Genomic DNA, 18,211 nt, shown 5'->3' on the forward strand with positions numbered 1-18,211 from the left:
CCACGCAATGAGAGTCTGCGTCGACATCGGCGGCACCAAGGTGGCCGTGAGCCTTTCCCCCTCGAGCGATGCGCCGCTGCTTGGCCGCCGCAGCGAGCCGACCGCCAAGACCGGCGACAACGATGCCGTCGCCGTGCAGATCATCCGGATGATCGAGGAAGCCTGCGCCGAACACGGCGTCGATGCCGCCTCGATCGATCGCGTGGGCGTGTCGTCGACCGGGCCCTTCGAGCTGCGTGACGGCCTGGTGGAACTCGCCACGCCGAACATCTGCGGCGGCATTGCGGGCCCGGCGCGCGGCCTGCCCAACAACTGGATGACGGCAATCATCGAAGCACCGCTGGCCCGGCGCTTCGGCAGCGTGCGGGTCGAGAACGACGCGGTGGCGGCGCTCGAGGCCGAGCGCCAGTGGGGCGCTCTGCAAGGGCTGGACCACTGCGCCTACGTCACCTGGAGCACCGGCGTGGGCGTGGGCCTGTGCGTCGATGGCCGTGCGCTGCGCGGCAAGAACGGCAACGCGGGGCATGCAGGCCACAGTTTCGTGGCGGACGACGCCAGTGGTGCGCTCTGCGGTTGCGGCAACCTCGGCGACGTGGAGGCACTGGTGGCGGGCAATTCCATTGCGCGGCGCCTGGGGCAGCCGGCGCCCGAGCTGTTCGCGGCCGCGTCGGGCGGAGAAGCCCACGCCGTCGAGATCGTCGATGCCTTGTGCCGTGTCATGGGCCGGATGATCTACAACCTGGTGGCCACGCTCGATCTCCAGCGCATCAGCCTGGGCGGCAGCGTGTTCTGGCACCACCGGGACTTTCTGCTGCCGCGGCTGCAGGCGCAGGTCGACGGCAAGCTGCTGCCGCTCACGCGCGGCGTGATGCTGGTGCCCGCCGGGCTCGGCGAAAAGGTCGGCGACTACGCCGCTCTTGCGCTGCTCGACTGAAGCCTGCGTGCTTCGGGCGGTGAGGGGGACGGTGCCGTCCCTGCGCCGGTGCCGCCGCGGCTCAGCGTCTCGATGATCTGGCCCAGCCGGCGCAGGCCGGTGTCGACGGCTTCACCGTAAGGCCAGCCGCAATTGATGCGCAGGTAGTGGTCGAAGCGCGACGAGTTGGAGAACAGCGTGCCGGGCGCCACCACGATGCGCTCGACCAGCGCTGCATCGAAGACCCTCGAAGATGAAAGCCGCTCAGGCAGCTCGACCCACAGTTGCAGTCCGCCGGGCGGCAGGTTGATGCGCGTGCCGGCGGGAAAGTAGCTGGCAATTGCATCGGCGGTCTGCTCGCGCTGCGTCTTGAGGCAGCCGCGCAGATGGCGCAGATGGCGGTCGTAGGCGCCGGTGCCCATGAAAAGACCCGCCGCGCCTTGCGAGAGCCCTTCGTTGTTGCGCGTCTGCGCAAACTTGAGCATCTCCACCCGCGCCTGCCAGCGTCCGGCCGTGATCCAGCCCAGCCGCAGGCCGGGCGCAAGAATCTTGTGCAGCGAGGCGCAATGGATCACGTTGCCGCTGGTGTCCCACGACTTGAGCGCGCGCGGCGGCGTTGGGGCGTCGACCAGTTCGCTGTAGGTGTCGTCCTCGATCAACGGAATGGCATGCCGCTCGCACAGTTGCGCCAGCCGGGCCTTGTGGGCGTCGGGCATGACGCTGCCCAGCGGGTTCTGCAGGTGCGGCACCACCACCACGGCCTTGATGTTGTCGTAGGCGCTGATCGCAAGCTCCAGCGCCTCGATCGACAGGCCGGTCTGCGGGCTGGTCGGGATCTCCAGCGCGCGCATGCCGAGGCTTTCGAGCACCTGCAAAAGGCCATAGAAGGTGGGCGACTCCACCGCCACCGTGTCGCCCGGCTGCGCCACGGCGCGCAGCGCGAGGTTGAGCGCCTCGATGCAGCCGTTGGTGACCAGGATGTCGTCCGGCGAGATCGCCATGCCCACGCGCAGGCTGCGCTGCGCGAGCACCTCGCGGAACTGGCGATGGCCTTTCAGCGGCGACGCGACTGTCAGCATCTCGGGCTGCTGGCGCAGCATGCGCGTCATCGCATTGCGCAGCGCCTCGGCGGGGTAAAGCTCCGGCGCGCCGCGCGCGATCGAGAGATTGAGCTTTTCGGCAATCTGCCGCCGGCGCGCCACGAAGTCCGACACCTTGGCGTGGATGCCCACGTACTGCGCCGGATCCGGCGGCACGCCGGCTGCGGGCTCCTCCATCGGCGCAATGGCCAGCCGCCGCGGCCGGCGCACGAAGTACCCCGAGCGGTCCCGCGCCTCGACCCATCCGTCGCTCTCCATCGTGCGGCACAGCTGCAGCGCGGTCGAAAGGCTGATGTCGTGCAGGCGCATGAGGCTGCGCAGCGAAGGCAGCTTGTCGCCTTGCTTGAGCGAGCCGGTGTGGATCGCGTCCACGTAGTGCGCGGCGAGCTGGCGGTAGAGCGGTAGCGAGTCCATGGCGTCGATGCTCCCTCTATCGCGCATCGGAAAACAGATGCAGTTGCAAAGGAAAACGACCATAACAGATGCGCCGTGCCCGCCACTGTTCCGGTGCGAATCGCCTTGCCGTGTGCCTGTTTTTTGAGCGCCCGAATTCCTACGATGACCGCATCAACTCCGGAAGGTGCGTCCATGTCCCCCCTCACTCTCGACCGACTGCCCGATACGGTCTCCCTGCAACCGGGCCAGGCCTTGCGCACCTCGCTCGATCCCGCCACCTGGCTCGAGATGCTGGAGGGCAGCGCCCAGCTCGTGTCGCCGCCTTCATGGTTCGGCGACACCGTGTTCACCGTGAAGACCGCGCTGGCCGAAGGCGACGTGCATCGCCTGGAACGCGGCGGCTGGATCGAGCTGTCGGCGCTCACGCCGGTGCGGCTGCGGGTTCATGCGCCGCAACAGGCGCCGGCACCGGCGGCCCGGCCTGCCGAGACCCGGCCCGTGATGCGTCTGGTGCGGCTCTTGACCGGCACCTGAACGGGCTGCCGCGTTCTGTCTGGCTAGCGCTGGCTCGCGGCGTGTCGCAGCGCTTCGAGAAAGGTGCGCCGCCACCAATGGATGTCCTGCTCGCGAATGCGCGACAAGAGCTTCTGGTGCCGCTCGCGCCGCTCTTCCAGCGGCATCTGCAGCGCCTGCTGCACGGTTTCGGCCGTGCCGTGCGTGTCGTACGGATTCACCAGCAGCGCCTCCTTCAGCTGCTCCGCCGCGCCGGCAAAGCGCGACAGCACCAGCACGCCCGGGTCGGCCGGGTCTTGCGCCGCGATGTATTCCTTGGCGACGAGGTTCATGCCGTCGCGCAGCGGCGTCACCAGGCCGACCGCCGCCGCGCGGCACAGCCCCGGCACGCGCTTGCGCGCCACCATGCGGTGGATGTAGCGCACCGGCATCCAGTCGAGCTCGCCGTAGTCGCCATTGATGGCGCCGCACAGCGACTCGAGCTCGCGCCGGATGTCGCCGTAGGCATCGACCGTTTCGCGCGTGGGGGACGCAATCTGGATCAGCGTGGCGCTGCGCCGGTTCTCGGGGTAGTTGGCCAGCAGTTCGCGAAAAGCCCGCACCCGCTGCGGAATGCCCTTGGAGTAGTCGAGCCGGTCGATGCCCAGCAGCAACCGGCGCTGCGAATATTCGCGCTTCATGGTCTCGAACATGTCGCGCGACTCTTTCGCGTGCGTGAGCGCCGCGAACTCGTCGACGTCGATGCCGATGGGAAAGGTACTGCAGCGCACCGTCTGTCCGTAGGCGCGGTACATCTCGTCGCCCAGGTATTCGCCATGCGCCTCGTTGCGCACGTAGTGCTCGAAATGCTGCACGTCCTGCTGCGCCTGGAAGCCGATCAGGTCGTAGGAGAACAGCGAGCGCATGAGCCATTCATGCTGCGGAACGGCCGCGATGATGATCTGCGGCGGCAGCGGAATGTGCAGGAAGAAGCCGATGCGCTGCCTGCAGCCCATGGCGCGCAACTCGGCCGCGAGCGGCATCAGGTGGTAGTCGTGGATCCAGATGATGTCGTCGTCCTTCAGGAGCGGCATCAGCTTGCGCGCGAACAGCTGGTTCACGCGCCGGTAGCCGCCGATGAAGCCGGCATCGAAATGGGCGAGGTCGAGTCGGTTGTGGAACACCGGCCACAGCACGTCGTTGCTGTAGCCCAGGTAGTAGCTGTCGTGGTCCTCGCGGCTCAGGTCGATGGTGGCCAGGGTGACCTTGCCGGCCTGCAGCACGTGCAGCTCGCCTTCGCCCGTGGGGCCGTCCTCGACGATCTGGCCGCTCCAGCCGAACCACAGGCCGCCGCTTTGCTGCAGGCTTTCGCCGAGCGCAACGGCCAGGCCGCCCGCGGCCGGCTTGCGTGGATCCGCCACGCGGTTCGAAACCACAACCAAGCGGCTCATATGCAGGAGTCCCAGGGAGCCGACAGCCGCACGGCCGCATTGATGATGCCGACCATCGAATAGGTCTGCGGAAAGTTGCCCCACATCTCACCCGTGACCGGGTGCGTGTCTTCAGAGAGCAGGCCGAGCGGGTTGCGCGCCGCGAGCATGGTCTCGAAGATCTGGCGGGCCTCGGCCTTGCGGCCGATCTTGGCCAGTGCGTCGATGCGCCAGAAGGTGCAGATGTTGAAGGCCGTCTCGGGCTTGCCGAAGTCGTCGGCCGCTTCGTAGCGGCGCATGTAGGGGCCGTCGCAGAGCGACTTTTCCATGGCGTCGACGGTGGAAATGAAGCGCGGGTCGCGCGCGTCGATCAGGCCCACCTCCACCATCAGCAGGATGCTGGCATCGAGTTCGTGGCCGCCAAAGCTTTCGGCAAAGGCCTGGCGCTCTTCGCACCATGACTTGGCGAGGATTTCTTCCTTCATGCGTGCGGCATGGCCGTGCCAGTAGGCGGCGCGCTCGGGCAATTCCAGCGCACGTGCGATTTTGGCGAGCCGGTCGCAGGCGGCCCAGCTCATCAGTGCCGAACTGGTGTGCACGCGGGCACGCGTGCGCAGCTCCCACATGCCGGCATCGGGCGTGCCGTATACGCGGATCGCCTGTTCGCCCACGGCTTCCAGATGCGGAAACTCCGCCACGCCCGCGCGGGCGAGCAGGCGGTGGTCGTGAAAGGCCTGCGCCGCACCGAGCACGATGTTGCCGTAGACGTCGTGCTGAAAGTGCTCCTGCGCCTGGTTGCCCACGCGCACCGGACCCATGCCGCGGTAGCCCTGCAGGCCTCCCACCATCGACTCGGGCAGCTCGCGCTCCAGCCCGATGCCGTAGAGCGGCTGGATGTGCTCGCCGTGCGAACCGATCACCACGTTGCCGAGCCAGCGCAGGTAGTCTTCCATGGTGCCCACCTCGCTCAGCGAGTTGAGCGCGCGCACCACGAAGAAGGCATCGCGCAGCCAGCAGTAGCGGTAGTCCCAGTTGCGCTGGCTGCCCGGCGCCTCGGGAATGCTGGTGGTCATGGCGGCGACGATGGCGCCGGTGTCTTCATAGAGCGAGAGCTTGAGCGTGATGGCCGCGCGGATCACCGCGTCCTGGTATTCGAACGGAATGGCCAGGCGCTTGCTCCAGGTGCGCCAGTAGGCGATGGTTTCCTGCTCGAAGGTGCGCGCGGTGTCGGCAATGCCGTCGAGCAGGGTTTCGTCGACGCCGAACATGAAGTTGTATTCGCGCGAGATCACGAAAGGCTGGCGCGAAAGAATGTGCGAGATCGAGGCGTCGGTGTTGAGCCGCAGCGTCACGTCGGGCCCCACGTAGCGGATGTGGTTGCTGCCGCGCGTCACCTCCAGCGGTGCCGTGGCACCCCACTGGAAGCGCGGGTCGAGCGCCACGCGGATGCGCGGCGCGCCGGCAATCGGCCGCACGCGGCGCACCATCATCAGCGGCCGGAAGTAGCGCGAGCGGCTGTAGAAGCGCGGCGCAAAGTCGGTGATCTCGATGCCCTGGCCGGCGCTGTCGTAAAGCTGCGTGCGCAGCACCGCCGTATTGGGCTCGTACCACTGCTTGCTGGAGGCGAAGTCCTCGATCTCGATGGCCCAGGCGGCGGCATCTTCGCCGGGGTGCAGCAGGGCGTTGAACACCGGATCGCCGTCGAAGCGCGGCAGGCAGCACCACACGGCGCGCCCGCGGGCGTCGATGAGCGCACTGTAGGCGCAGTTTCCGATCACGCCCACGTTGAGCGAAGGCTCGGCCGACGGCCCGAAGCCGCCGCGCGGCACGGCCTGCACCGCGGCATGCGGGTCGACGGGCGCCGTCTCGGCGGGCCTGGCTGCGCCGGAAAGGGAAGCGCCTGCGCGATCTTCGGGTGCCTTCGACAATTGCATCTCGCTCATTCAGGGTTCCTTGGGGACTCGTCTTTCTTCTTTTTCGGTGCGGCCAGCAGGTCGCGCATCTGCACCAGCCATTCGTAGACGGCGCGGGGCGACTCCAGCCGGTGCAGTGCCAGGCTCGGGCCCGAACCGACCTTGATGCCGACGCCGCCGCGCGGCTGCACGACCGCGAAACCGCTCTCGTCGGTGGTGTCGTCGCCCGCAAAGACCGGCACGCGCCCCGCGAACGGAGCCTCGTTCATGAAGGCCTCGATGGCAATCCCCTTGTTGACGCCCGTGGGCTTGACCTCGAACACGAACTTGCCGTGCATCAGCTCGAGATACGGCCGGCCCGCGATGGCGCGCGACATGGCGTCCCTGCACACGGCCTCCAACTGCGGCGCCAGCCGGTAGTGCAGCGCGATGGCCGCGTGCTTGCGCTCGACCAAGAGGCCTTCGTGCACGCGCGCCAGCTCGTTGGCGATGTCGAGAATGGGCACGAGGTCGGGCGCGTGCTGTTCCTGCATGCGGCCCTGCGAGTCGCGGCGCTGCACGCCGTGCTCGCCGGCCGCCGGCAGCCGCAGCGGCGCAAGAAAACGGTCGATGGCGTCGATCTGGCGTCCCGACACCACGGCCAGGGCACCGCCGAGCTGGTCGCGCAGGTCTTGCAGCAGTGCCACCAGCGCAGGGGGGACCTCGATGGCTTCCGGGGTGGGCGCGAGCGCGACCAGCGTGCCGTCGAAGTCGAGAAAGAGGGCGGTGTCTCGGCCCAGCGGGGGAGGCGTCTGAGAGGGCATTGGCATCGGTGAAAACCATAACACGGGCCTGGCATTTGCCGTGTCGGCCAAAGTCCCGCGCGCGTTGGGACGGCGACAGGGCGCCGGCGCATTCGAACCGGGCTTCAGCCCAGCGACGCCGCCACGGCCTCGACCCGGGCGCGATGGATCGCCTCGCCGATCTGCGGCCCGGTGGCGCCCGACTGCTGCGCCGCCCGAGCCACCGCGTCGGTGGCCACGCCGGCGGCCGCGGAGAGCACCGCAAGCAGTCGCTCGCGCTGCGGATAGGGCTGGTCTTCGAATCCGAGCCGGCCGCGCGAGTCGCACTCGCAAGCCAGGAGCACGTCGGCAAAGCGCGCCGGCTTGCGGAAGGCGTCGCAACGCTCCAGCAGGCGCACCAGCTCCGGCGCCTCGAGCTCGCCGCTGCCATGGATGTTGCCGTGCTCGCGCGCCACCACCTCGGCCAGTTCGCGGACGTCGACCGGCACGCGCCAGCGATCGCACACCGCGTGCAGCAGATCGACGCTGCGTTTCTCGTGGCCGGCATGGCGCGGCAGCTCCTCGGGATTCGTCGTGCCCTTGCCAAGGTCGTGCATCAGGCAGGCGAAACGCACCGGCAGCGGCGCCTCGAGCCGGGCGCCGGTGTCGACGACCATCATCAGGTGCACGCCGGTGTCGACCTCGGGATGATGCTCCGCGGCCTGCGGCACGCCCCAGAGCCGGTCGACCTCGGGCAGCAGCACGGCCAGCGCGCCGCAGGCACGCAGCACCTCGAACATGCGCGACGGGCGGGTTTCCATCAGACCGCGCGCCAGTTCCTGCCACACGCGCTCGGCCACCAGCGCATCGGTTTCGCCGGCCTCGACCATCTCGCGCATCAAGGCCATGGTTTCGGGCGCGACCGAGAAATCGTCGAAGCGTGCCGCAAAGCGGGCCACCCGCAAGATGCGCACCGGGTCTTCGCGAAACGCATCGGTGACATGCCGCAGCAGCCTTTGCTGCAGGTCGCGCCGGCCATGGAAAGGGTCGGCCAGCTTGCCGGGGTCGGGCTCGAAACTGCCATCGGCCTGCACGAACTCCGCAGGCATCGCAATGGCGTTGACCGTGAGGTCGCGCCGCGCCAGGTCTTGTTCCAGGGTGACGTCGGGCGAGGCGTGGACGGTGAAGCCCCGGTAGCCGGGAGCGCTCTTGCGCTCGGTGCGGGCCAGGGCGTATTCCTCGCGCGTGCGCGGATGCAAGAACACCGGAAAGTCGCGCCCCACGGGCAGGTAGCCGCGCGAGACCATTTCTTCGGGCGTGGCGCCCACCACCAGCCAGTCGTGGTCCGACACCGGCCGCCCGAGCAGCCGGTCGCGCAGCGCACCGCCGACGAGATAGGTTTTCATGCGCCCAGTGTAGGGATACTCAGGCTCCCCTGAACCCGACGCGCATTAGCGGGCGGTGCGGTAGGGCTCCTCGAACTGCAGGAAGTCCTTCTCGGCCAGGGCGTCGTCGATCCATGCCTTGATGCCGGGCAGGGCCTGCACCCGCTCGATGTAGGCCGAGACGGCGGCCGGCACCGGCAGCCCATAGGTCTTGATGCGCGTGCCGACCGGCGCGAAGTAGGCGTCGGCAATGCCAAATTCGCCGAACAGCATCGGGCCGCCATGGGCGTCGAGCAGGCCGGTCCACATCTGCACGATGCGGTCGACGTCGCCTTGCAGGCCGGGGTTGTCCTTCAGCAGCCGGGCGCCGACGTCGGTCAGCGAGGCCTCGATGTTCATGACGCACAGGCTGCGAAGGCTGCCGAAGCCCGAATGCATTTCGGCGCAGATGCTGCGCGCGCGGGCCCGGTCGGCCATGGCGCGGGGCCAGAGCTGCTTTTCCGGAAAGGTCTCGGCCAGGTATTCGGCAATGGCCAGCGTGTCCCACACCACGAGGTCGCCGTCGACCAGCACCGGCACCTTCGCCACGGGATTGAGGGCGCCGATGGTGTTCTTGAACTGCGAATTGGCGTCGAACGAGTCGAAGCGCACCTTCACTTCTTCGAACGGAATGCCGGCCTGCTTCATGAGCACCCAGGGCCGCATGGACCAGGAAGAGTAGTTCTTGTTGCCGACGTAGAGCTTGCGCATCGTGTGATCCTGCGGTTCAGATAAGGAGAAAGCCTTCAATGCTAGCCGGGCCGTGCGTGCGGATTGATGCCGAAGCGCGGGCGAATTGATGCATGCCGTGCGCCGCTTTCTCTCTTTCTCTTCTTCAGCGCGGCGGCTGGTCTTCAGGCGAGGCGATCACACGGGGTTTGCCATTGCCGTTGCCGCGGGGCGGCCCGACCATGCGCTCGATCAGGCTCACCAGGCGCGGCACCAGCGAAAGCACGGCCAGCGCCAGCAGCGCGCTCAACACCGCGGTCACCTCGCGGCCGAGCCCGCAGGCCATGCCGATGGCGGCCGTCATCCACAGCCCGGCGGCGGTGGTGAGGCCTTGCACCTGGTGTTCGTCCCGGCCTTGCTTGAGGATGGTGCCTGCGCAAAGAAAGCCCACGCCCGCCACCAGGCCCTGGATCACCCGGCTCATGTCGGCCGGCACGATGCCGGTCTGCTGCGGAATCAGCACGAACAACGCCGAGCCGATGGCCACCAGCATGTGGGTGCGCACGCCCGCCGCCTTGCCGTGCTGCTCGCGCTCGAAGCCCAGCATGAAGCCGAGCACCGCCGCCAGCATCAGGCGAACGACGATGCGCGTGAGCTGGGCGACGTCGCCCACGTCCGAGAACTCGGCCGCAACGGTGTCGAGTACCTCGCGGGCCCAGCTCATCTCAGGGGAGGTCCTTGTTGGGTTCCGGCTCCGAGGCGTCGCGCGGGCCGACCCGGCCAAGGCGTTCTTTCAGCGACTGCGGGCGTCCGCTGATCAGCGCCGCGTAGTTGGTGGTGTTGGCCAGCACCTTCTTCACGTAGTCGCGCGTCTCGTTGAAGGGCACGTTCTCGGCCCAGATCGCGGCTTCCATCACCGGGCCGTTGCGCCAGTTGCGCGGCCGGCCCGGGCCGGCGTTGTATGCGGCGGCAGCCAGCGCCATGGAACCGTCGAAGTCGTCGAGCGCGAGCTTCAGGTAGTTGGTGCCGATGGTGATGTTGGTCTCGCGGTCGTTGATCTGCCCCGGCGTGAAGTCGTTCATGCCGATCTTGCGCGCGGTCCAGCGCGCGGTGGCCGGCATCACCTGCATCAGGCCCGAGGCCCCCACGCCCGAGCGCGCATCCATGATGAAACGGCTTTCCTGGCGGATCAGCCCGTAGACGTAGGCCGGGTCGAGCCCGATGTCCTGGCTCTTGCGCAGCACCGTGTCATGGAACGGCATAGGGAAGCGCTGCTCCACGTCGATCGTGCCCTTGGTGCGTTCGCTGGTGTTGATGCAGCGGTCCCACACCTCGCGCTGGCAGGCGAAGTCGGCCGCGGCCAGCAGCGCGCGGTCGTCCATGCCGCCCTTGTCGTGCAGGTTGGTGGCGTAGTTCCATTCGCGCGTGCCCTCGGGGCGCAGGCCGATGGCAATGGCATAGAGCGCGCGGTTGAGCGCGATGTTGCTGCGCGCGGCGCCTTTCTCTTCGGGCGTGAGCGGTGCCGGCCGGGTGGGCACCACGATGCGTTGGCCGAGCTCTTCGAGCGCCAGCATTTCATAGAAGCCGCGCGTGCCGGCAATGGTCTGGTAGAGCTCGCGTGCCTGCGCGCGGCGGTCGTCGCCGCCGGCGGCGCTGAGTGCGCGGGCCTTCCAGTAGACCCAGGTCGGCTCTTGCTGGGCGGTTTCGCTCATCGCATTGATGGCGGGCGCCACTTCCTTCCATTGGCCGGCGCGCAGCGCGGCACGCACGCGCCAGCCGAGCATGTCGTCGGACAGGTCGCCGTTCTTCGTGACGTTGGCAAAGTAGCTGCCGGCCAGCGGCGAGAGCTTGCCGGCAGCCTGGCGGCCGATGGCGCCCCAGAGCCAGTTGCGCTCTTCGGCCGACAGCATCGGCCCCCACTTGGCGTCGACTTGGGAGGCGGCCTGGTCCGGGTCGGCCATGGCGATCTTGATGAGCGCCAGCACCACCAGTTCCTTGCGCGACTTGGCGGCCACGAAGGCGCGGCCGGTCAGGAACTTGGCCGCGCTGGCATTGAGCTCTTCGAACAGAGGCAGCGCATCGGGCGCGGCAATGGTCACGGCACCGCGCGCGGCCTGCGGGCGATTGGCCTCCATGGCCAGGCGTGCTTTTTTCCACGCGTCGTTGGGCGACATCAGCCGGGCTGCGACCATGCGGTCGGCGGCGGTCAGGCAGCCGTCGTCCGCCTCTTTCTGGCTGAACCAGCTGCGGCGCACTTCGTCGGCCTGGGCTTGCGTGGCATTGCCGGAGCGCAGGGATTCGACCAGGATGGCGTAGCAGCGCACCTGCGCGTCGTCGCCCATGCGGAAGCCGGCCACGGCGGATGAGAAACCGTCCCAGTCGCGGCGCTGGCCCAGCAGCAGCAGCCAGTCGTTGCGCAGCCGGTCTTCCTGGTAGGTGCCGGGGTAGCGGGCGAAGAAGTCCTGCACCTCGTTGGGCGCGGCCTCCTGCAGGCGGGCCTTGAGCTCCCAGTAGGCGGCCCAGGGTTCGAGCGCATGGCCGCGCGCCTGCGGCAGCAAGGCGGCCAGGCGTGCCTTGTCGCCGCGCTGGAACGCCTGCTTCATCTGGACCAGCACGTCGTCGTTGCTGTTGGTTTGTGCTGCCGCGGGCTGCTGCGAAAGCAGCGCGGCGGCGGCCAGAACGGCGGAAAAAACCAGCGCGGGCGCTGCATTGCGCGGGCGACGGCGCATGGGTGCCAAAATGCTTGGGAACTGCATCGGGGGATTATGGACAAGTCAAAGGATGCCGACACCTCGGCGACCACGAGTTTTCTCAAGGGTCAGGTGCGAAAAGCGCTGATCGAGCAGCGCCTGGCCATGCCCGACCGGCTCGCCAGGGCCGACCTGCTGCAGCGGGTGATGCGGATCTGGCTGGTCGGCCGGCCCGACACCGTGATCGGCGCCTACTGGCCGATCAAGGGCGAGTTCGATCCGTTGCCCGCCCTGCACCGCTGGAAAGAAGACGGCGAGCTCATCGACGAACCGCAGCGCCGCCGCATCGGGCTGCCGGTGATGAACAAGGTGCACAAGACGCTGACCTTCCATGCCTGGTACCCGGGGTGCCAGATGGAGGAAGACGCCTACGGCATTCCCAAGCCCAAGGACACGGAGCTGATCGTGCCCACGCTGCTGTTCGTGCCCTGCGTGGGCTACAGCGCGGGCGGCTACCGGCTGGGCTACGGTGGCGGCTTCTACGATCGCACGCTGGCCGCGCTGGAGCCGCGCCCCTTCACCGTGGGGCTGGGATTCACCAACGGCTTTCTCGAAGACTTCGAGCCCGAGGCGCACGACCTGCCGCTCGACGCCATCCTGAACGACAACGGCGTGGTCTGGCCGACGTCCTGACCGATTTCAGTCGATGTTGTCGACCGTATCCGGGTCGGGCACCTCGCCGATGGTCTCGCGCGTGGTGACGGCCTGGGTCTGCAGCCAGTCCCAGAAGGCCTTGATCTCCGGCCGCAGCGCATTGCGCGGCCCGGCGATGAGCCAGTAGCCCATCGGCGAATCCATGCGGTGCTGCGGCAGCACCTCCACCAGGTCGCCGTTGGCCAGGCTTTCGGCAATGAGTGAACTGCGCGCGAGCGTCACGCCCTGGCCCGTGAGCGCGGCCTGAACCATCTGGTAGGCATAGTTGAAATAGAGCCAGCGCTTGGGCTGCGCCCGTTCCAGGCCATTGACTTCGAACCAGCGCCGCCAGGTCAGCCATTCGAGGTGCGTGCGGTGCGCATCGCCGGCCTCGATCAGCGTGAAGCCGGCGATGTCGGCGGGCGTCTTGATGGGCGGGCTGCTTTTCAAGAGCCAGGGGCTCGCCACCGGCGTGAGGGTTTCGCCGAACAGGCGCACCGCCGTGGCCGGCATGGCTTCGCGCGGGCCGTAGCGCAGGGCAATGTCGACGTCGGCCACGTCCAAGTCGACCGCCACGTCGCTGGCGTCGATGCGGATGTCGATCTCCGGGTTGTCGCGCTGGAAGGCCTCGAGCCGCGGAATGAGCCACATCGATGCAAAAGATGCAAAGGTGGTGAGCGACACGCTCTTGCGCCCGGCGCTCTGGCGGATCTGGCGCACGGCCGTATCGATGCGCGGCAGCGACTGCTGCACCGCCAGCAGCAACTGCGCGCCCGCGCTCGTGAGTTCCACCGCCCGTGTGTGGCGCAGGAACAGCGACACGCCCACTTCTTCCTCGAGCGACTGGATCTGGCGGCTCACGGCCGACTGCGTGAGCGCCATTTCTTCGGCGGCGGCCCGGAAGTTGAGATGCCGGGCGACGGCCTCGAAGGCGCGCAGGTGGCCGGCCGAGATGGGCCGGGAGCGCAGGTGGGTCTGGGAATGCTGCATGGATGACGGCGGCGGCGGCCTCGGTTTCGATTGATGCGAATTCGGAATCAGTAGGCTACCTCGTTTTCATTGGACTGCCAACGGCACAAAAACGATCATTCATTCCCGAACTGCGCTATTGCCTCCGTCTGTGCCATCGCAATTCGGCAACGCCAAGGAGTTTCATATGTCTACCGCTGTCTGCACCAACCAATCGCTCGCCACCCTGGCGCCCGCCGCCCGTACCGCTACCGCCGTTCCGCCGGCCGTGCGCCGCGGTGCCTGGCAGATTGCGCCCGGCGAGGCGATGAGCCTGAAGGCGCGGTCGGCCAGCCTGCTGCGCGTCAAGCAGGGCCGCGTCTGGATCACGCCGGACGCCACCTCGGCCGCCCCCAGCGAAGACCTGGCGCTGGCACCGGGTGAGTCGATGACCGTGGCCGCCGGCCAGCGCATCGTCATGGAAGCGTGGGACGGCTACGGCGCCACCTACTCGTGGGATCCGGCCTGAGTGCCAGGTTTCCCACAGACGGAAAGGCGGCTTCGGCCGCCTTTTTTGTTTTCAGACGCTGATGTCGAAGCTGGACCGCAGCGCCAGGAAGTGCTTGAGCGCGGCTTCGCCCTCCAGCGCATGGACGCCCGCCATGAGGTCGGGGCCCTCGCTTTCGGCCAGGCCCATGCCGAAGCCGGTGTAGCGGCGGGCGGCCAGCGGGCCGCGGTAGACCACCCTGACGCCGGTGTGCCTGGGATCTTGCGCGATGCGGTGCATCAAGGTTTCCACCGCGCCCTGCGGTCCTTCCAGGTGCTGGCAGAAGCGCATGCCGTCGAAAACGAGCAGGCCGGTGATGCTGTGCTGGGCGTTGCGGGCGCGGGCCTGGGTCACGATCGAGCCGACCGTGGCCGGCGGCAGGTCCTGCGTGAGCATGCTGCAATAAAAGACTTCGTGGAGAGTTGCTTCTTCTGTCATTGCGGTCGAGAGCGGAAAACGTGCGAAGTGTATGAACCTCCGGTCCCGTGCGAAATGTAAAAAGACACAGCCGAAAAGCCTATAGTGGTGCGTGAAATTCGAGGACTATCTGCCTACAGCGTCGCCGCCCCAGGGCCCGAATCCCTGCGACGACTGTGCCTTGCGCCAACTCGAAGCCTTCTTGCCGGCCTCGGCGGAAGAACTGAAGACCATCGAGTCGTTTCGCATCGGCTCCCGCCGTGTTCCGGCCGGCGGCGCGATCATCGAAGAGCATCGGCCGAGCGCCCAGTTGTTCACGCTCTATGCGGGATGGGCGTTTCGCTACAAGACGCTGGGCGACGGACGTCGCCAGATTCTCAACTTCTTGCTGCCCGGCGATTTCATCGGCCTGCAGGACGAGTTTGCCGACGGCCAGACGCACGGCGTGGAGGCCGTGACCGACACCACGCTCTGCGCGTTTTCGCGCGACAAGCTCTGGGAGCTGTTCCATGCGCAGCCCAGGCTGGGCTACGCCATCACCTGGCTCGCCGCGCGTGAGGAAAAGCTGGTCGACGACAACCTGGTCACCGCCGGCCGGCGCAACGCAAGCGAGCGCGTCGCCATGCTGTTGATGCACCTGTACCGCCGGGCCCAGCGCGTGGGCATGGAGCGCGACGGCTGGGTCGAGTTTCCGTTCAACCAGCAGCACCTGGCCGATGCATTGGGGCTCTCGCTGGTGCACACCAACAAGACGCTGCGCCGGCTGCAGAACCTCGGGCTCTACAAGCTCGATGCGGGATGGCTGCGCATACTGGAGCCCCGCGCACTCGAAGCGCTTGGCGACTACTTCGAGCGGCCCATGCGCCCGACGCCGCTGATCTAGCAGCGCGGCGGCTTCGCATTCATCGCGCGGCCATCGCCAGCTGCTGCAAATCGTCCTGGTAGGCCTGCAGCCGCCGCACCGCCCGTTCGCGCTGGCTGGCGCTGGTGGTGTTGTGCAGGGCGGCCAGGTTGCGGCAGCCTTCCTGCAGCAGGCCCTGCTGGGGTCCTGGCGGCGGGTCGGCCATGCGCATCACGTAGGCACGGATGGCGGCACGCGCTTCAGCCGCGGGGGGCTTGGTGGCATTGAAGCCGCGCAGCAGTTCCAGCGCCTCCTGCTGCCGCCTGCGGCGCCCGGCATCGATCAGCCGCGGGTCGAACGCCGATTGCGCCACCTGACGCCGCACCAGGTCGCGCTGCTCCGGGGTCAGCCGGCCATAGAAATCTTCCAGGCGATCGAGATATTTCTCATAGCGTTTCTCGTGGACCTCGGCCACGCTGCGGTTGAGCCAATTCTTGCGGTATTCGGCGTTGTTCTTGGCGTACTTGCGTTCCAGCTGCAACAGTTGGGCCTCGGTCAGGCTCAGGGCCAGCTCGGTGCCCGCGGGCTCCGCGCGCTCGGTCACCGCCAGCAGGCGCTCGCGGATCTGGTCCGCCATGCGGCAGGCCTGTGCCGCCGTCACGTCGCCCGGCGCCATTGCTTGCGCTTCCTGCAGCAGGCCGACCACGCGGGGGAGCTCGTTCTGCCGGTGCCAGGCCCACAGTTGCGCGAGTTCGTCGCGCACCTTGGGCGTCTGCGAACCGTCGAAGTCGAGGTAGGCATCGAGCCACCAATAGCTCACCTCGGGAAGATTGTTGTAGGCCAGCTTGACCGCACTGCACGCCCCGAGCACGGCGGCCACCAGCAGCACACCGATAATTCGCGCCAAGTTGGCGCCACTCATTCGGGTAGAAAGAAGCATGAATCAGATTCCGCAGGACAACCAGGGACCCATCGACGTCGTCATCATGGCGGCCGGCAAAGGCACGCGCATGAAGAGCAGGCTGCCTAAAGTGTTGCATCGTTTGGCCGGGCGTGCACTCCTTGCGCACGTGACCGACACTGCCGCCCGCATCGGCGCCCGCCATGTGGTGGTGGTGACCGGCCATGGCGCAGCCGAGGTCGAGGCCGCCATGTCCGCCAGCGCCGTGGGCGCCGGCTTGCAGTTTGCCCGGCAGGAGCCGCAGCTTGGCACCGGCCATGCGGTGCAGCAGGCGGTTCCGCTCCTGCCCGACGACGGCACGGTGCTGGTGTTGTCGGGCGACGTGCCCCTGATCGGCGAGGAAACGCTGCGCGCGCTGATCGCCGCCAGCGCGGGCGAGCGGCTCGCGCTCCTGACCATCGAGTTCGACGATCCCACGGGCTACGGGCGCATCGTCCGGGCCGAAGGGCAGGACGGGCAGGGCGCCGGCGAAGTCACGGCCATCGTCGAGCAGAAAGACGCCACCGAGGCAGAGCGCCAGATCCGCGAGATCTACAGCGGCGTGATGGCCGTGCCCGCGGGCCTCCTCAAGGGCTGGCTCTCGCGGCTGGACAACCGCAACGCGCAGGGCGAGTACTACCTCACCGACATCGTCAAGCTGGCCGCTGCCGACGGCGTGCCGGTGGTTGCGCACGTCATCGGCGATGCGCTCCAGGTTGCGGGCATCAACAGCCCCGCGCAGCTGGCGGCGCTCGAGCGGGCGTGGCAGCTGCGCCAGGCCGATGCGCTGATGGCGCAAGGCGTGCGGCTCGCCGACCCGGCGCGCTTCGACGTGCGCGGCACACTGGCCTGCGAGGCCGATGTCGAGATCGACGTCAACTGCGTGTTCGAGGGCTCGGTGTACCTGGGCGAAGGCGCGCGCATCGGCGCCAACTGCGTGATTGCCAATGCACGCATCGAAGCGGGCGCGGTGATCCATCCCTTCACCCACATCGACGGCGAAAAGGCCGGCGTGACCGTGGGCGAAAGGTCGCTCGTCGGCCCCTTCGCCCGGCTGCGGCCCGGCGCCCAACTGGGTGCCGAGGTGCACATCGGCAACTTCGTCGAGGTCAAGAACTCGACCCTGGCCGACGGCGCCAAGGCCAATCACCTGGCCTATCTGGGCGACGCCAGCGTGGGCCAGCGCGTCAACTACGGCGCGGGCAGCATCACCGCCAACTACGACGGTGCCAACAAGCACCGCACCGTCATCGAGGACGACGTGCACGTGGGCAGCAACTGCGTGCTCGTGGCGCCCGTCACCATCGGCGCGGGCGGCACCATTGGCGGCGGCTCCACGGTCAACAAGTCGACCGAGCCCGGTGCGCTCACCGTGGCGCGCGGCAAGCAGGTGAGCTTTCCGAACTGGAAACGCCCGCAGAAGACGCCCAAGGCCTGATCGCCTGCAGCAAGCGAACAAGCTGCGCGCTCAGGGCGCGAGCGGCACCTTGGGTTCGAACTTCGCGCGCTTGAGGCTGAAAAAAGCCTTCACGTTGCGCACGTTGGCATCGGCGGTAAAGAGCCGCTGCGCCAGCGCGCCGTAGCCCGGCATGTCGCGGGCGGCCACCACCAGCACGAAATCCGGTCCCGGCGAGACGCGCCAGCACTGCTGCACGGCGTCGTCCGCGATCACGCGCGCCTCGAAGGCGTCGAGCGCCGCCGCGTCCTGCCGGTCCAACGAAATCTCGATCACCGCCTGCAGCCCGTGGCCCAGCACCGCGGCCAGCCGATCGGGTGAGAGCAGTGCAATCTGGCGCTCAATGAGCCCCTCTTGCCGCAGCCGCTGAACGCGGCGCAGGCAGGTGGGCGGCGAAATGCCGACCTCGGCGGCCAGACGCTGATTGGTCTGCGAGGCGTCCTGCTGCAAGGCGTCGAGCAGGCGGAGATCTATTGCATCGAGGGAAATTGATTCCATAAATGAACAAATTATGGAATAAAAAACCGGGAAGATGGACGGGTGAAATAAAAATTCAAAATCAATGAAATTGCGAGCGCATA

The 18,211-nt window shown here is 67.8% G+C and carries 18 protein-coding genes; 6 read left to right on the top strand and 12 right to left on the bottom strand.

Features of this window, described 5'->3' with window-relative positions; all coding sequences use genetic code 11:
- The first annotated feature begins 7 nt into the window (after window positions 1-7).
- Window positions 8-934 carry an ROK family protein gene (locus ACJ7Z0_RS20620; protein WP_434791322.1) on the top strand — a complete coding sequence of 309 codons (927 nt, stop codon included), beginning with the start codon at window positions 8-10 and terminating at the stop codon, window positions 932-934.
- Here ACJ7Z0_RS20620 and ACJ7Z0_RS20625 read toward each other — a convergent pair.
- Window positions 907-2,427, bottom strand: coding sequence for an aminotransferase-like domain-containing protein (locus tag ACJ7Z0_RS20625; protein WP_434791323.1), 1,521 nt, complete (start codon window positions 2,425-2,427; stop codon window positions 907-909). The genes ACJ7Z0_RS20620 and ACJ7Z0_RS20625 overlap by 28 nt on opposite strands.
- Before the next feature lie 174 nt (window positions 2,428-2,601).
- Here ACJ7Z0_RS20625 and ACJ7Z0_RS20630 point away from each other — a divergent pair, with 174 nt between their 5' ends.
- A complete protein-coding gene (locus ACJ7Z0_RS20630) occupies window positions 2,602-2,943 on the top strand; it encodes a hypothetical protein (RefSeq protein WP_431124672.1) in 342 nt (113 codons plus the stop codon).
- A 23-nt stretch (window positions 2,944-2,966) separates the two neighbouring features.
- Here ACJ7Z0_RS20630 and otsA read toward each other — a convergent pair whose 3' ends face one another.
- The 7 genes from otsA to ACJ7Z0_RS20665 form a co-directional block, all read right to left on the bottom strand.
- Window positions 2,967-4,352, bottom strand: coding sequence for an alpha,alpha-trehalose-phosphate synthase (UDP-forming) (gene otsA, locus ACJ7Z0_RS20635; protein WP_093019650.1), 1,386 nt, complete (start codon window positions 4,350-4,352; stop codon window positions 2,967-2,969).
- A complete protein-coding gene (locus ACJ7Z0_RS20640; RefSeq protein ID WP_434791324.1) occupies window positions 4,349-6,274 on the bottom strand; it encodes a glycoside hydrolase family 15 protein in 1,926 nt (641 codons plus the stop codon). The genes otsA and ACJ7Z0_RS20640 overlap by 4 nt, the downstream gene beginning before the upstream one ends.
- Complete coding sequence (gene otsB / locus ACJ7Z0_RS20645; protein WP_431132321.1) at window positions 6,271-7,047, bottom strand: trehalose-phosphatase; 777 nt, start codon at window positions 7,045-7,047, stop codon at window positions 6,271-6,273. The genes ACJ7Z0_RS20640 and otsB overlap by 4 nt, the downstream gene beginning before the upstream one ends.
- Before the next feature lie 104 nt (window positions 7,048-7,151).
- Window positions 7,152-8,411, bottom strand: coding sequence for a multifunctional CCA addition/repair protein (locus tag ACJ7Z0_RS20650; protein ID WP_434791325.1), 1,260 nt, complete (start codon window positions 8,409-8,411; stop codon window positions 7,152-7,154).
- A gap of 45 nt (window positions 8,412-8,456) precedes the next feature.
- On the bottom strand, window positions 8,457-9,140 hold the full coding sequence (locus ACJ7Z0_RS20655; RefSeq protein WP_434791326.1) for a glutathione S-transferase family protein: 684 nt from the start codon (window positions 9,138-9,140) through the stop codon (window positions 8,457-8,459).
- A 124-nt stretch (window positions 9,141-9,264) separates the two neighbouring features.
- Complete coding sequence (locus ACJ7Z0_RS20660; RefSeq protein WP_434791327.1) at window positions 9,265-9,822, bottom strand: MgtC/SapB family protein; 558 nt, start codon at window positions 9,820-9,822, stop codon at window positions 9,265-9,267.
- Between the two features lies 1 nt (window position 9,823).
- Window positions 9,824-11,827: a lytic transglycosylase domain-containing protein gene (locus tag ACJ7Z0_RS20665; RefSeq protein WP_434791328.1), complete on the bottom strand. Its 2,004-nt coding sequence runs from the start codon at window positions 11,825-11,827 to the stop codon at window positions 9,824-9,826.
- A gap of 36 nt (window positions 11,828-11,863) precedes the next feature.
- Here ACJ7Z0_RS20665 and ACJ7Z0_RS20670 point away from each other — a divergent pair, with 36 nt between their 5' ends.
- Window positions 11,864-12,481: a 5-formyltetrahydrofolate cyclo-ligase gene (locus tag ACJ7Z0_RS20670; protein ID WP_434791329.1), complete on the top strand. Its 618-nt coding sequence runs from the start codon at window positions 11,864-11,866 to the stop codon at window positions 12,479-12,481.
- 6 nt (window positions 12,482-12,487) lie between these two features.
- Here the strand turns inward: ACJ7Z0_RS20670 and ACJ7Z0_RS20675 are convergent, their stop codons facing one another.
- Window positions 12,488-13,471 carry a LysR substrate-binding domain-containing protein gene (locus tag ACJ7Z0_RS20675; protein ID WP_431124659.1) on the bottom strand — a complete coding sequence of 328 codons (984 nt, stop codon included), beginning with the start codon at window positions 13,469-13,471 and terminating at the stop codon, window positions 12,488-12,490.
- 166 nt (window positions 13,472-13,637) lie between these two features.
- Here ACJ7Z0_RS20675 and ACJ7Z0_RS20680 point away from each other — a divergent pair, with 166 nt between their 5' ends.
- Entirely contained in the window at window positions 13,638-13,958 is a 321-nt protein-coding gene (locus ACJ7Z0_RS20680) for a DUF2917 domain-containing protein (RefSeq protein WP_434791330.1), read from the top strand.
- A gap of 51 nt (window positions 13,959-14,009) precedes the next feature.
- Here ACJ7Z0_RS20680 and ACJ7Z0_RS20685 read toward each other — a convergent pair whose 3' ends face one another.
- Window positions 14,010-14,414 (bottom strand): BLUF domain-containing protein, encoded by a 405-nt coding sequence (locus ACJ7Z0_RS20685; RefSeq protein WP_434791331.1) that lies wholly within the window; start codon window positions 14,412-14,414, stop codon window positions 14,010-14,012.
- Window positions 14,415-14,574: 160 nt separating this feature from the next.
- Here ACJ7Z0_RS20685 and ACJ7Z0_RS20690 point away from each other — a divergent pair, with 160 nt between their 5' ends.
- Window positions 14,575-15,276 (top strand): Crp/Fnr family transcriptional regulator, encoded by a 702-nt coding sequence (locus ACJ7Z0_RS20690; RefSeq protein ID WP_434791332.1) that lies wholly within the window; start codon window positions 14,575-14,577, stop codon window positions 15,274-15,276.
- Between the two features lie 19 nt (window positions 15,277-15,295).
- Here ACJ7Z0_RS20690 and ACJ7Z0_RS20695 read toward each other — a convergent pair whose 3' ends face one another.
- Window positions 15,296-16,141, bottom strand: coding sequence for a DUF6279 family lipoprotein (locus ACJ7Z0_RS20695; RefSeq protein WP_434791333.1), 846 nt, complete (start codon window positions 16,139-16,141; stop codon window positions 15,296-15,298).
- Between the two features lie 31 nt (window positions 16,142-16,172).
- Here ACJ7Z0_RS20695 and glmU point away from each other — a divergent pair, with 31 nt between their 5' ends.
- A complete protein-coding gene (gene glmU / locus ACJ7Z0_RS20700) occupies window positions 16,173-17,612 on the top strand; it encodes a bifunctional UDP-N-acetylglucosamine diphosphorylase/glucosamine-1-phosphate N-acetyltransferase GlmU (protein ID WP_434791334.1) in 1,440 nt (479 codons plus the stop codon).
- A 30-nt stretch (window positions 17,613-17,642) separates the two neighbouring features.
- On the opposite strand, the gene ACJ7Z0_RS20705 is transcribed toward glmU, so the two are convergent.
- On the bottom strand, window positions 17,643-18,128 hold the full coding sequence (locus tag ACJ7Z0_RS20705) for an Lrp/AsnC family transcriptional regulator (RefSeq protein ID WP_434791335.1): 486 nt from the start codon (window positions 18,126-18,128) through the stop codon (window positions 17,643-17,645).
- Window positions 18,129-18,211 lie beyond the last annotated feature (83 nt).

The sequence above is a fragment of the Variovorax palleresanus genome, from assembly GCF_051144945.1.
In the GTDB taxonomy this organism is placed as follows: Bacteria; Pseudomonadota; Gammaproteobacteria; order Burkholderiales; family Burkholderiaceae_C; genus Variovorax; species Variovorax paradoxus_S.